General features: G+C 37.6%; 13 protein-coding genes and 6 tRNA genes. 13 read left to right on the top strand and 6 right to left on the bottom strand.

What is annotated here, in order from left to right; all coding sequences use genetic code 11:
• The first annotated feature begins 1 nt into the window (after position 1).
• From OCF95_RS09495 to OCF95_RS09470, 6 genes are all read left to right on the top strand, one after another.
• A tRNA-Phe gene (locus OCF95_RS09495) sits at positions 2-74 on the top strand.
• 12 nt (positions 75-86) lie between these two features.
• A tRNA-Tyr gene (locus OCF95_RS09490) sits at positions 87-167 on the top strand.
• 4 nt (positions 168-171) lie between these two features.
• Positions 172-242, top strand: a tRNA-Trp gene (locus OCF95_RS09485).
• A 14-nt stretch (positions 243-256) separates the two neighbouring features.
• A tRNA-His gene (locus OCF95_RS09480) sits at positions 257-329 on the top strand.
• 13 nt (positions 330-342) lie between these two features.
• Positions 343-414: transfer RNA gene (locus OCF95_RS09475), tRNA-Gln, on the top strand.
• Between the two features lie 9 nt (positions 415-423).
• Positions 424-507, top strand: a tRNA-Leu gene (locus tag OCF95_RS09470).
• 85 nt (positions 508-592) lie between these two features.
• Here OCF95_RS09470 and OCF95_RS09465 read toward each other — a convergent pair.
• From OCF95_RS09465 to OCF95_RS09445, 5 genes are read right to left on the bottom strand one after another with little or no spacing between them, the layout of a single operon-like run.
• Positions 593-1,726: a tyrosine-type recombinase/integrase gene (locus OCF95_RS09465; protein WP_009732034.1), complete on the bottom strand. Its 1,134-nt coding sequence runs from the start codon at positions 1,724-1,726 to the stop codon at positions 593-595.
• A gap of 3 nt (positions 1,727-1,729) precedes the next feature.
• Complete coding sequence (locus OCF95_RS09460) at positions 1,730-1,924, bottom strand: DUF3173 domain-containing protein (RefSeq protein WP_000598356.1); 195 nt, start codon at positions 1,922-1,924, stop codon at positions 1,730-1,732.
• Positions 1,925-1,983: 59 nt separating this feature from the next.
• Positions 1,984-2,370 (bottom strand): hypothetical protein, encoded by a 387-nt coding sequence (locus tag OCF95_RS09455; protein ID WP_001096843.1) that lies wholly within the window; start codon positions 2,368-2,370, stop codon positions 1,984-1,986.
• A 2-nt stretch (positions 2,371-2,372) separates the two neighbouring features.
• Entirely contained in the window at positions 2,373-3,569 is a 1,197-nt protein-coding gene (locus OCF95_RS09450) for a replication initiation factor domain-containing protein (RefSeq protein ID WP_045616578.1), read from the bottom strand.
• 40 nt (positions 3,570-3,609) lie between these two features.
• Positions 3,610-4,083, bottom strand: coding sequence for a hypothetical protein (locus OCF95_RS09445; protein ID WP_000182279.1), 474 nt, complete (start codon positions 4,081-4,083; stop codon positions 3,610-3,612).
• 319 nt (positions 4,084-4,402) lie between these two features.
• Here OCF95_RS09445 and OCF95_RS09440 point away from each other — a divergent pair, with 319 nt between their 5' ends.
• Positions 4,403-4,849, top strand: a complete 447-nt coding sequence (locus OCF95_RS09440; protein ID WP_000287814.1) for a helix-turn-helix transcriptional regulator — start codon at positions 4,403-4,405, stop codon at positions 4,847-4,849.
• A 163-nt stretch (positions 4,850-5,012) separates the two neighbouring features.
• Here the strand turns inward: OCF95_RS09440 and OCF95_RS09435 are convergent, their stop codons facing one another.
• Positions 5,013-5,339, bottom strand: a complete 327-nt coding sequence (locus tag OCF95_RS09435; RefSeq protein ID WP_009732038.1) for a DMT family transporter — start codon at positions 5,337-5,339, stop codon at positions 5,013-5,015.
• A gap of 172 nt (positions 5,340-5,511) precedes the next feature.
• Here OCF95_RS09435 and OCF95_RS09430 point away from each other — a divergent pair, with 172 nt between their 5' ends.
• The 6 genes from OCF95_RS09430 (at position 5,512) to OCF95_RS09405 (ending at position 12,395) form a co-directional block, all read left to right on the top strand.
• The gene (locus OCF95_RS09430) at positions 5,512-5,910 is read left to right on the top strand and encodes an FmdB family zinc ribbon protein (protein WP_045616577.1); all 399 of its coding nucleotides are present in this window, start codon (positions 5,512-5,514) and stop codon (positions 5,908-5,910) included.
• 314 nt (positions 5,911-6,224) lie between these two features.
• Positions 6,225-7,502, top strand: coding sequence for a glutamate-cysteine ligase family protein (locus tag OCF95_RS09425; RefSeq protein ID WP_020903672.1), 1,278 nt, complete (start codon positions 6,225-6,227; stop codon positions 7,500-7,502).
• A 75-nt stretch (positions 7,503-7,577) separates the two neighbouring features.
• Positions 7,578-9,062, top strand: a complete 1,485-nt coding sequence (thrC, locus tag OCF95_RS09420; protein WP_261105299.1) for a threonine synthase — start codon at positions 7,578-7,580, stop codon at positions 9,060-9,062.
• A gap of 60 nt (positions 9,063-9,122) precedes the next feature.
• The gene (locus tag OCF95_RS09415; RefSeq protein ID WP_261105298.1) at positions 9,123-10,403 is read left to right on the top strand and encodes an MATE family efflux transporter; all 1,281 of its coding nucleotides are present in this window, start codon (positions 9,123-9,125) and stop codon (positions 10,401-10,403) included.
• 3 nt (positions 10,404-10,406) lie between these two features.
• On the top strand, positions 10,407-11,033 hold the full coding sequence (locus OCF95_RS09410; RefSeq protein WP_020903674.1) for an HAD family hydrolase: 627 nt from the start codon (positions 10,407-10,409) through the stop codon (positions 11,031-11,033).
• A gap of 159 nt (positions 11,034-11,192) precedes the next feature.
• Complete coding sequence (locus tag OCF95_RS09405) at positions 11,193-12,395, top strand: LysM peptidoglycan-binding domain-containing protein (protein WP_049515746.1); 1,203 nt, start codon at positions 11,193-11,195, stop codon at positions 12,393-12,395.
• The last annotated feature ends 153 nt before the right edge of the window (positions 12,396-12,548 follow it).

The raw sequence follows: 12,548 nt of genomic DNA, 5'->3' as shown, positions 1-12,548 counted from the left end.
AGGCTCGGTAGCTCAGTTGGTAGAGCAATGGATTGAAGCTCCATGTGTCGGCGGTTCGATTCCGTCTCGCGCCATTTATATATTTTGGAAGGGTAGCGAAGAGGCTAAACGCGGCGGACTGTAAATCCGCTCCTTCGGGTTCGGGGGTTCGAATCCCTCCCCTTCCATTTTACGGGCATAGTTTAAAGGTAGAACTAAGGTCTCCAAAACCTTCAGTGTGGGTTCAATTCCTACTGCCCGTGTTAATAGAATTATGGCGGGTGTGGTGAAGTGGTTAACACACCAGATTGTGGCTCTGGCATGCGTGGGTTCGATCCCCATCACTCGCCTATTTTATATTATTGGGGTATAGCCAAGCGGTAAGGCAAGGGACTTTGACTCCCTCATGCGTTGGTTCGAATCCAGCTACCCCAGTTACTATTTGCCGGCGTGGCGGAATTGGCAGACGCGCTGGACTCAAAATCCAGTGTCCGCAAGGACGTGCCGGTTCGACCCCGGCCGCCGGTATAGTATTAAAGACAAGGTTTTCGGACCTTGTCTTTTTCTTTTATTTGTTGAATTTGTAACGCTGAGTTACTTAAAATTACTAGTTTTATAACAAATCATCTAATTTATCCGCTAATTTTTGTTGCTTGCTTGGATACAAATGAGAGTATGTATCTATTGTTGTAGTTATAGAAGCATGTCCTAATCTTTCTTTTACGACAAGATAATCTTCTCCTTGGTTTATTAGTAGGGAAGCATGTGAATGCCTGAAGTCATGAATTCTTATTTTTTTTAAAGAACTATCTCTTTGTAATATTTTTTTATATTGTTTTTCGATTGAATCCTTAGTTATCGTAATCGGGCTATTTTGAAATATCTGTAGATCATCTAGGTTGGTTGTAAATTCTTTTAATCTTTCATGCTGTGTTTGCCTCCATTCTTCTAGTGTCTCCACTAGTTTGGTGTTCATGATGATTCTTCGGGTTCCAGCTTTTGTCTTTGTACTACTAATGTGTTCTTCACCTTTTTTAACGTATATTGATTTACTTACATGGATTGTATTTGTAGAAAACTCTATGTCCTTCCACGTTAGAGCAAGAGCTTCTCCGAGTCTTAGACCAGTAAAAAATAGAACTGTGAATAGTAATTTTATATTGTATTCATCGTTGCTAAATAGTGTTAAGAAATGCTTAAATTCTTTTACTGTCCAGAAATTTAATTTTACTTTTTCTATGGGTAATTTTTTCAGTAATCCTACGGGATGTTCCTTGTAAAATCCCTTTCTTAATCCAACATCCAGAATTTTCTTTAGTAAAATTATAATTTTATTAATAGTGTTTGGACTTAGCTTCTTTTCTGAGTTTTGAGTATTTTTATCTCTTAGATGTTCTCTGAATTGATAGATATCTTCATAAGTTAATTTAGCTACATCATCAACTTTTTCAAAATAGTTTTTTATATGCCTGTTATAGTTGTTTTCTTGTGTATCTATATAGCTTTGTTTTCTGTTGTTTATTCTATCCTCTTCTTTTAAGAGATCATAAAGGATATCAATTGATATTTTTGAGTTGAAACTTTTTTCTTTAAGTTCGACACTTCGTAAGTATTGTTCGGCCTCCAATGCTTCTTTTTTAGTTTTGAATCCTTTTCTTACAATTCTACGTTGTTTTAGAGATATTGGATTTATACCATTGGAAACATCAACAATCCAAGTTCCGTCTCTACTTTTACGTAAAGCCATAAGCTACGCTTCTTTCTGGAGTTCAATTCCTAATAGTTCTTCTGCGACACTGGCTGGAATTGTACCAATCCTTTTGTTATCGTAGATGTTAAAACCACGATTCACTAATAGTAATTTGCCGGTATGGATAATCTTTCTTGCAGTTCCTGGAGCAAATCCAAGTTCGATAAGGTCATCTTTTGTTACAGTTTTAATCATGTGATCTCCTTTTCTAATTAGATTAACTAAGGGGAGGATTAACTCCCCTTGTATTTTACTTATTTTTGTTTTACATCTACTAAATGGATAGCATCAGCCTTGTAATACATTGTCGTGCTAATCATAGTAGCTTGTAAATTGTCAAATGTAACTGGTACTTCATCCATTGCTTGGATATAGTCATTATCAACCAAGGCATCTGGATTGTCTACTGAGACTTGGGTTGATTTCTTTTTGAATTGTCCATCCTTGATTGTTACATTGTATTTCCAACCAATGATTTTATCGGTATTAAAACGTCTTTCGCTACCATCTCGGTTTTTGATAATTTCTCCGTTTGCATCTGCTCGGACTTCCGTTTCAAATTTTGGAATGACTTCATCCAATTCAAATTTTGTTCCAATGTTATTAAAATTCCAGTCATTTTGTGAAAGCATTTTTGCCATAGTTAATTTCTCCTTTTAATATTTTCTTTGATTGTAGGGATCAAATCCTCTCGTTTAAAGAGTATTGCTCTTTCTATTAATCCACTTGCTAAATCTGGTGGATATTCCATATTGTTGAGTGCGAGATAGTTAGCTTTCTCATACTCATGCAGTAAGTTATTGTCGTATAGAAATTTATACGCTTTTAGAATAGCTCCTGAACCTTTATAGGTAAACCATTCTAATTTTTGTTCTAGTTCTGTTTTTGATTTTGAAATAATGATAGAGACGGGTTTTGAATGGCCTAAAAACTTTTCCCAAGATCTCAAAGGTTTTGAGAAATAGCTATCACTATAGAACCTCACTTTTTCTTTGAGATATCCCTTGGTAAAGTTGAGAAGATCTATTTCTGAATGCAACCATTCTTGAATGAAGTAGTGAGCTTTTTCTTTCCTAAGTTCTAACTCAGTTCTTATCCAATTTTCTATATACCGCTTGCTGATACCGAGCTTCTCAGCTCGTTCTAAGCGTTTATCGTAAATTCTAAGTCTTTCGTCATCATTGGGTTTTCTCAAATATAAGGTCTGGCCGATTGTTTCATCTCCGTAGGTATTGTAGTAGGTGCTTTTTCCATATATAAAGCGTTTCTTCTGACAAATCTTTAGAAGCTGATTAGGAGTGAAATAGGGTGTTTCATTAAAATCATCTATTGCAATATCAATTCGTCTTACTGAAAAATGATTGTAATTGTAGTAGAGGTTGTTCAAAAACTGTCTTTCGGACAGACTATTTGGATCTAATACCATATCTCTATAGAACTCGAGTGCCTGTCCTGACATGACAAGCATGTAGGACGACTCTTTCGCTCCATAGTAGATACGGATATTCCCATAATGAAGCTGGCTATCATAGTTATAGTATTTAAGGCTCCCTTTATTCTCAATAAATAGGTCATAGTCAAGAAATAGAATGTCTTCGATTATTTCTCTTGGCGAAAATTCAGTCTTATCAAACTGAATTTGAATCCAGTCAAATACAGAACGTAAATGTTCATTTTTTGCCATAGATTTTGATTCAACTTTTTGCTTAATTTTGCCACCCTTAAAATCTCCGAAACCCTTGGAAATACTGAATTCTTTCGATGGTACACCTAACTTGCAGAGGGTGGTGTTACTACACACCCTATCGGTCAAAAATGGTCCGTCCGCATCTACGCTCATTTTCGGCTTTCTGCCTCATGGCTCAGCCGAAAACTCGCTATTAGCCGAACCTATTTTTTGACCTCTTGTTAACAAACCCTAGTAAGCCGGTTTGCATCGACTCTTCAATATCTTGGATTTTCTTTTTTAGGTTGGAATTCTCAATTTTTATCAGTCGCATTTCTCGCTTAAATTCCTGTTTTAAGGCGCTCAGTTCATCGTAGAGCTCATCTATTACTTGGTTTAGGGATTCATGTTCATTGTCTGCTAGACTCCCAAATACGGCTTGTATAGCCTCTTTTAGACCTATTTCAAGTTTTAGTTTAGCTAACTTTTGAAATTGTCTAAGGTCTTCGTCTGTAAAATCATAGGCAACTGTATAACTTAATTGATGAGTTCTGGGATTTCTACTGATAGGAACTTTAATTTTCTTAAATTCCTTGCCACTTATCTCTTTAATCAGTTGAATCCAATTTTTAAGAGTAGAGGTAGAGTTTAGGCCAGAAATTTGATTGACTAACTCTTTATTGGTCATCTTTTTGTGAAACCTCCGAAATTTTCTTGTGCAACTGAAGAGTTTTCTGTGGTATAATTGTTACATAATATGTTTTGATCTTGGAACGAACGGCACATTTGTTTCAAGATTTTTTATTTTGTCGAATCCTACCTCCTTTATTAAAATTTTTTAAATCGACTACTAGTTACATACGCTTTTACCTCCTTTTATGCTATAATATTCTCAATGGAATATTCAATCTCAAAATAAATATTCCTTATGGAATAATTCTATTTTATACCGTTTAGAATATTTTGTCAAGCTAAAATATACGAATAAGAATATCTATAGGAGAATTATGTATACAGAGGATTATAAATTTTCAGAGAGGTTAAAAACTCTCAGAAAATCAAAAAAGTTAACTCAAGTACAAATATCGGAATTAATTGGAGTTCAACAAGGGACATATTCTCGGTGGGAGAATGGAACGTTAGAACCAGGATTAGAATTCGTTGTGAAATTAGCAAATATCTTTGGGACTACTACAGATTATTTGCTGGGACAAAAACCTTATTCAATTATCAGTAGTTTACCTCTAGAACAATTAGATCTTACCAATATTGCAAACTTTTCAAAGGATGAGTTTGATATTTTGAAACATTCAATAGCAGTTTCGGTGGCAAGAAATAAAATAAAGGCAACAGAACTAAAAGATAGAGTTATAGAAAAAAATCAGTTGTCAGAAAAAGATGCAGAACTTTTGAATAAGATTTTTGAAGAAGTTAAAACTTATTGGGAAAATTAGGAGGACGCTAGTCTTCAAAATTCCCTCCCAAAATGTGTCCAAAATATTGACAGAATTCTAGCTTTTCATTATAGTTCTTATGGAACTTTTTTTCTACAACAAAATAGGCTCCATAATATCCATAGGGGATTTACCCACTACAAATAGTATAGAGCCGGTTTTATTAATGTCCTGCATTTCCTAATAAGTTAACCATGACAACACCAATGATAATCAAAATTAAACCGATAATGCTATAAACATTTAGTGTTTCTTTGAAAATCATTACTGCGATAGAGGCTGTCAAAACTAAACCGACAGCTGACCATGTTGCATAAGCTATTCCTAAAGGAATTTTTTGCATTGCTAGTGATAAGAAATAGAAACAAACGCCATAGCTAAGTAGGGCAGAAACGGTTGGAATAGGCTTTGTAAAACCGTCTGATAATTTCAAAAGGTTAGTTCCCAATATCTCTCCTACAATGGCGATAAAAAGATAAAAGTATGACATGTCTTTAACCTCCTATATGTCATGTTTTTGCTCTAAGAGCTATTATAGCTATCCGTTTTTTATAAATCTTGGCACAAGTCATGAGAATTTGTAGTAAAACTGTGGCAGACACTTTTTCAGAACCAATAGCTGATAAGTTTAGTATATCATAAGATAAATTTTAAAAAAAGTCTTGATTTATTTCAATGTCTTGCGTGGTCTCGATTTTACTGGTAAAATTACTTTTAAGAACTTTAAAAAAGAGGTTTCTATATTTGACAAAACAATGACTTGTTGTCCCGAATGTGGGCATCCTTTGGAGAAAAAATTTTTAAAAGATGAGGGAGATATTCCTTATTGTTCACAATGTGCGAGTTTTCGTTTTCCAGTCTTTAATACAGCAATTAGTGCGATTTTATTTAATGAAAAACATGATAAGATTCTCTTGATTAAGCAATATGACATGGCTGAGCATATTTTGCTAGCTGGTTATGTGTCTAATGATATTCACAACCAATTTCTACAATCATTAAAGACAATTAATTTAGCCTCTCTTATTACGGATATGGGTAATAAAATTGCACAAAACTAGTCCAAAACTCTTTTTAATAAGGAGTATACTTTCTAGCATTTTATAGTTACTAAAAAGTATCTAAACTTTGGAAGTGATACTAAGTTTTAAAAAATATTATGGAAAAAAAGCTTATAAAATCAATATTTCTGAGATTTAAAACTAATAATATTAGACTCAAAATCCAGTGTCCGCAAGGACGTGCCGGTTCGACCCCGGCCGCCGGTATAGTATAGAGTTAAGGAACGTTGTAAATCTTCGTTCCTTTTTTATATTATTTTTGGTATAATAATAGTTATTCAAATTTTATTTAGATTATGAAAGTGTAGGGAAGTATGTCTCGTTCTATCGATTTATTAAAACATCGGTATTTGAAAAATATTAAAGAAAATCCTGAATTGTTTGTCGGGATTGAGCTGGAATATCCTGTTGTAAACTTGGAAGGGGATGCTACAGATGTTGAAGTTATCAAGTACTTATTCCGATATTTAGTTTCTGCTTTGGATTTTACTGTCGAAAAGGTTGATGATTTTGGGACTCCTATTCAGTTAGTGGAGCCAGCAAGTCAGGATGTTATTTTATTTGAAGTTTCCTATACTACGATTGAGTTTGCATTTGGTAAGGCTGAAACAATTCAAGAGGTCGAAAATCGTTTTAATAATTATATGGATGTAATTCAGAGAAAATTAGGCGAATCCAATCATGCTATCGTTGGCTGCGGTATTCATCCCAACTGGAATAAAAATGAGAATACTCCAGTTGCTTATCCACGTTATCAGATGTTAGTGGACTATTTGAATTTGAGTAGAAATATGGCTGAATCAGACTTGCATCATTTCCCTGAATATGGTGCTTTTATCTGTGGGAGTCAGGTTCAGTTGGATGTTTCAAAGTCTAACTACTTACGAGTGATTAATGCTTTTACCCAAATTGAAGGGGCTAAGGCTTATTTACTTGCCAATTCTGAGTTTTCAGGTGAGAATTGGGATACGAAAATTTCAAGGGATATTTTCTGGGAAGAATCGATGCATGGTATATATCCAGAGAATGTTGGTGTCAATGCTAGGCTCTTTAAAGATGAGGATGATTTTTTTGATTATCTAGATCATTCTGCAATTTTTACTGCGGAACGCGATGGGCAAACCTATTATTTTTATCCGATTCAGGCAAGGGACTATTTGGCTACAACTGAAATCCAAGCATATGCTCTTAATGGGGATGAGATTCTTATTTACCCTCAAGAGAAGGATTTTGAAACTCATCGTAGTTATCAGTACCAAGACTTAACGACTCGGGGTACAGTTGAGTTTCGTAGTGTGTGTACTCAACCTCTAGAGAGAACCTTCGCTTCTGCAGCTTTTCACTTAGGATTGTTGGTTAATTTAGATAAGTTAGAAGCTTACTTAGAAACAGCGACTTTCTTTAAAGAATTTGGGCGAAATTACAAGTTTTTAAGACGACAATTTTCTAAGAAAAAGCTTACAAATGAGGAAGAAACTGCGATTATTGAATTTTCCAAACACATACTCCTGCTAGCTTGCGAAGGACTGGAGATGAGAAATAAGCAAGAAACAAGCTATTTACAGCCTTTGAAAGAAGAATTGGGCCTATAATTTCTCTTATAAAAGGAGAATTTTCTGAAAAATCATGATATAATGGATGAGACTATAGATAAAGGATAGAGAGTAATGACATTAGTTTATCAATCAACGCGTGATGCCAACAATACAGTAACTGCTAGCCAAGCTATTTTGCAAGGTTTGGCGACGGATGGTGGTTTGTTTGCACCGCTTACTTATCCAAAGGTAGATTTGGACTTTGACAAATTGAAAGATGCTTCTTACCAGGAAGTTGCTAAGTTAGTTTTGTCAGCATTTTTAGATGACTTTACAGCTGAGGAGTTGGACTACTGTATCAACAATGCCTACGATAGCAAGTTTGATATTCCAGCTATAGCGCCTTTGGTGAAATTAGACGGCCAATACAATTTGGAACTGTTCCATGGTTCAACAATTGCTTTTAAGGATATGGCCTTGTCTATTTTGCCATACTTTATGACAACAGCTGCTAAGAAGCATGGTTTGGAGAACAAGATTGTCATCTTAACAGCGACATCTGGTGATACTGGGAAAGCTGCTATGGCAGGGTTTGCGGATGTGCCTGGAACTGAGATTATCGTCTTTTATCCAAAGGATGGTGTCAGCAAGGTTCAAGAGTTGCAAATGACTACTCAGACTGGTGATAATACTCATGTTATCGCTATTGATGGTAACTTTGATGATGCTCAAACAAATGTGAAGCATATGTTTAACGATGTAGCCCTTCGTGAAAAGTTGGCTACCAATAAACTGCAATTTTCATCTGCCAACTCTATGAATATCGGTCGTTTGGTGCCACAGATTGTTTATTATGTTTATGCCTATGCTCAGTTGGTTAAGACTGGTGAGATTGTGGCTGGTGATAAGGTCAACTTCACAGTACCAACAGGAAATTTTGGAAATATCTTGGCTGCCTTTTATGCTAAGCAAATTGGTCTACCAGTTGGCAAATTAATCTGTGCTTCAAATGACAACAATGTTTTGACAGACTTTTTCAAGACACGTGTTTACGACAAGAAACGTGAGTTTAAAGTGACTACTAGTCCATCTATGGATATTTTGGTATCTTCAAACTTGGAGCGTTTGATTTTCCATCTTTTAGGTAATGATGCGGTTAAAACAGCTGAACTCATGAATGCCTTGAACAAGCAAGGACAATATGAGTTGACAGACTTTGATGCAGAGATTTTGGACCTCTTTGCAGCTGAATATGCGACTGAGGAAGAAACGGCAGCAGAAATCAAGCGTATTTATGAGGCAGATTCTTATATCGAGGATCCACATACGGCGGTTGCCTCGGCAGTTTATAAGAAATACCAAGCGGCTACTGGCGATGTGACTAAGACAGTGATTGCTTCAACAGCGAGTCCATACAAGTTCCCAGTGGTTGCAGTAGAAGCTGTAACAGGTAAAGTAGGCTTGACTGACTTTGAAGCCTTGGCTCAATTACATGATATTTCAGGAGTTGCAGTGCCACCAGCAGTTGACGGGCTTGAAACAGCTCCTGTTCGTCACAAGACAACAGTGGCAGCTGCTGATATGCAAGCAGCGGTTGAGGCTTATCTAGGACTTTAAGACAGAGGGAGTAAACTCGGTTGGGAAACCAACTGAGTTTCTTTTCATCAGGAGGAAGGATTGTTTAAGAAAAATAAAGACATTCTTAATATTGCCTTGCCAGCTATGGGCGAAAACTTTTTGCAGATGCTCATGGGGATGGTGGATAGTTACTTGGTAGCCCACTTGGGCTTGATAGCTATTTCGGGTGTATCAGTAGCTGGCAATATTATCACGATTTATCAGGCGATTTTCATCGCTCTGGGAGCTGCTATTTCCAGTGTTATTTCAAAAAATTTGGGGCAGAAGGATCAATCTATGCTAGCCTATCATGTGACTGAGGCATTGAAGATTACCTTACTATTAAGTTTCCTTTTAGGATTTTTGTCCATCTTCGCTGGGAAAGAGATGATAGGACTTTTGGGGACGGAGAGAGATGTAGCTGAGAGTGGTGGACTCTACCTATCTTTGGTAGGCGGATCGATTGTTCTTTTGGGGTTCATGACGAGTCTGGGAGCCTTGATTCGTGCAACGCATAATCCACGTCTGCCTCTCTATGTTAGTTTTTTATCCAATGCCTTGAATATTCTTTTTTCAAGTCTAGCTATTTTTGTTCTGGATATGGGGATAGCTGGTGTTGCTTGGGGGACAATTCTGTCTCGTTTGGTAGGTCTTGTGATTTTATGGTCGCAATTAAAGTTGCCTTTTGAGAAACCGACTTTTGGTTTAGATAAGGAACTATTGACCTTAGCGTTGCCAGCAGCTGGAGAGAGGCTCATGATGAGGGCTGGAGATGTCGTGATCATTGCCTTGGTTGTTTCTTTTGGAACGGAGGCGGTGGCTGGAAATGCAGTCGGAGAAGTCTTGACCCAGTTTAACTATATGCCTGCCTTTGGCGTCGCTACTGCAACGGTCATGCTGGTAGCTCGAGCAGTTGGAGAGGATAATTGGGAAAGAGTAGCTAATTTGAGCAAGCAAACCTTTTGGCTTTCTCTGCTTCTCATGTTGCCCTTGACGCTTAGTGTCTATGCCTTGGGTATACCACTAACTCATCTCTATACGACTGATTCTCTAGCGGTGGAGGCTAGTGTGCTAGTGACACTTTTTTCACTACTTGGTACTCCTATGACGATAGGAACAGTCATCTATACAGCAGTCTGGCAGGGTTTGGGCAATGCTCGGCTTCCCTTTTATGCGACAAGTATAGGAATGTGGTGTATCCGCATTGGAACAGGATATCTGATGGGGATTGTGCTTGGTTGGGGCTTGCCCGGTATTTGGGCCGGAACCCTTTTGGATAATGGTTTTCGTTGGTTATTTCTACGTTACCGTTACCAGCGTTATATGAGCTTGAAAGGATAGGAAATGCAAAAAACAGCTTTTATTTGGGATTTAGATGGGACTTTATTGGATTCTTACGAAGCGATTTTATCAGGAATTGAGGAAACTTTTGCTCAGTTTTCTATTCCTTATGATAAGGAGCAGGTGAGGGAGTTTATTCTCAAGTTTTCTGTGCAGGATTTACTTGTGCAGGTGGCAGAAGAGAGAAAGCTGGATGTGGAAATGCTAAATCAGGTGCGTGCCCAGAGTTTGGCTGAGAAGAATGCTCAGGTAGTTTTGATGCCAGGTGCGCGTGATGTGCTAGCTTGGGCAGAGGAATCAGGAATTCAGCAGTTTGTTTACACTCATAAGGGAGACAATGCTCGTACCATTCTCAGAGACTTGGGTTTGGAATCTTATTTTACAGAGATTTTAACCAGTCAGAGTGGTTTTGTGCGGAAGCCAAGTCCAGAAGCGGCTAACTATCTGTTAGGCAAGTATCAGTTGGATTCTGAGAAGACCTATTATATAGGGGATCGGACTCTGGATGTGGAATTTGCCCAGAATAGTGGGATTCAAAGTATCAACTTTTTAGAGTCGACTTATGAAGGAAATCATAGGATTCAAGGGTTAGCAGATATTCCTTATATTTTTGGGGATTGGGAACGATAAGATTGTGTCAGTTTTGTGACAGAGACCTAACAAACTATTTCAAGTAACCAAGTTTGTTACAAGGAATAGACAGTTCTGTTAAATAGGCCCGAGAGGGCTTTTTTTCTGCATTTTTTGTGTTATGATAGACAGGTACTCATTTGAAAGGAATAGGAAAGAATGAAGAAAAGAATATTATTAGCTTCAACAGTAGCCTTGTCATTTGCCCCAGTATTGGCAACTCAAGCAGAAGAAGTTCTTTGGACTGCACGTAGTGTTGAGCAAATCCAAAACGATTTGACTAAAACGGACAACAAAACAAGTTATACCGTTCAGTATGGTGATACCTTGAGCACCATTGCAGAAGCCTTGGGTGTAGATGTCACAGTTCTTGCGAATTTGAATAAAATCACTAATATGGACTTGATTTTCCCAGAAACTGTTTTGACAACGACCGTCAATGAAGCAGAAGAAGTAACAGAAGTTGAAATCCAAACACCTCAAGCGGCTTCTAGTGAAGAGGTGACAACTGCGACAGCAGATTTGACAACCAATCAAGTGACCGTAGATGATCAAACTGTTCAGGTTGCAGACCTTTCTCAACCGATTGCAGAAGCGCCAAAAGCGGTAGAAACTACAAGTACAAAAGAAGTAGCAACAAATTCAGAAGTTGCAGAGACAGTTGCTACTGCAGAAGAAGTAGCACCATCTACAAATACTTCAACGTCAGAGGAGCAAACAGCCGAAACAAGTAGTGCAGTTGCAGAAGCAGCTCCTCAGGCAACGACTTCAGCTGAGAAAAATGAAACTCAAGCAAGCCCACAAGATGTTTCAACAGTGGAAGAAACTACAACTCCAACAGAAGAAACAGCAATCGAAACAACTGCAAAAAGTTCAGAAGAATTAAAAGAAGCCTCATCAAATGAAGCTACAACAGCAGTTTCTACTTATCAACCAGAAGAGAAGAAAACAGTTTCAACAACTTACGCAGCTCCAGCAGCGCCCGATTATGCTGGACTTGCGGTAGCGAAATCTGAAAATGCAGGCCTTCAACCACAAACAGCGGCCTTTAAAGAAGAAATTGCTAACTTGTTTGGCATCACATCCTTTAGTGGTTACCGTCCAGGAGACAGTGGAGATCACGGAAAAGGTTTGGCTATCGACTTTATGGTACCAGAAAGCTCAGAATTAGGGGATAAGATTGCGGAATACGCTATTCAAAACATGGCCAGCCGTGGAATTAGTTACATTATTTGGAAACAACGTTTCTATGCTCCATTCGATAGCAAATATGGGCCAGCTAATACTTGGAACCCAATGCCAGACCGTGGTAGCGTGACAGAAAATCACTATGATCACGTTCACGTTTCAATGAATGGATAAACCAGACTTGGTAATATCATTTTGACGAATGAGATCTAGCTTTCATGATTGGAAGTAAGTCTCGTTCGTTTTTCTTTGTCATACTCTTCGAAAGTCTCTTCAAACCACGTCAGTTTTATCTGCAACCTCAAAGCTGTGCTTTGAGCAACCTAC

It is taken from the genome of Streptococcus mitis, from assembly GCF_946188615.1.
GTDB lineage: Bacteria > Bacillota > Bacilli > Lactobacillales > Streptococcaceae > Streptococcus > Streptococcus mitis_BZ.
This window is presented reverse-complemented; position numbering and strand designations above follow the sequence as displayed.

Coding starts and splice junctions, on each gene's coding strand:
- OCF95_RS09465 (WP_009732034.1), bottom strand. CDS start 1,726: ATGGCTTTACGTAAAAGTAGAGACGGAACTTGGATTGTTGATGTTTCC.
- OCF95_RS09460 (WP_000598356.1), bottom strand. CDS start 1,924: ATGATTAAAACTGTAACAAAAGATGACCTTATCGAACTTGGATTTGCT.
- OCF95_RS09455 (WP_001096843.1), bottom strand. CDS start 2,370: ATGGCAAAAATGCTTTCACAAAATGACTGGAATTTTAATAACATTGGA.
- OCF95_RS09450 (WP_045616578.1), bottom strand. CDS start 3,569: ATGAGCGTAGATGCGGACGGACCATTTTTGACCGATAGGGTGTGTAGT.
- OCF95_RS09445 (WP_000182279.1), bottom strand. CDS start 4,083: ATGACCAATAAAGAGTTAGTCAATCAAATTTCTGGCCTAAACTCTACC.
- OCF95_RS09440 (WP_000287814.1), top strand. CDS start 4,403: ATGTATACAGAGGATTATAAATTTTCAGAGAGGTTAAAAACTCTCAGA.
- OCF95_RS09435 (WP_009732038.1), bottom strand. CDS start 5,339: ATGTCATACTTTTATCTTTTTATCGCCATTGTAGGAGAGATATTGGGA.
- OCF95_RS09425 (WP_020903672.1), top strand. CDS start 6,225: ATGTCTCGTTCTATCGATTTATTAAAACATCGGTATTTGAAAAATATT.
- thrC (WP_261105299.1), top strand. CDS start 7,578: ATGACATTAGTTTATCAATCAACGCGTGATGCCAACAATACAGTAACT.
- OCF95_RS09410 (WP_020903674.1), top strand. CDS start 10,407: ATGCAAAAAACAGCTTTTATTTGGGATTTAGATGGGACTTTATTGGAT.
- OCF95_RS09405 (WP_049515746.1), top strand. CDS start 11,193: ATGAAGAAAAGAATATTATTAGCTTCAACAGTAGCCTTGTCATTTGCC.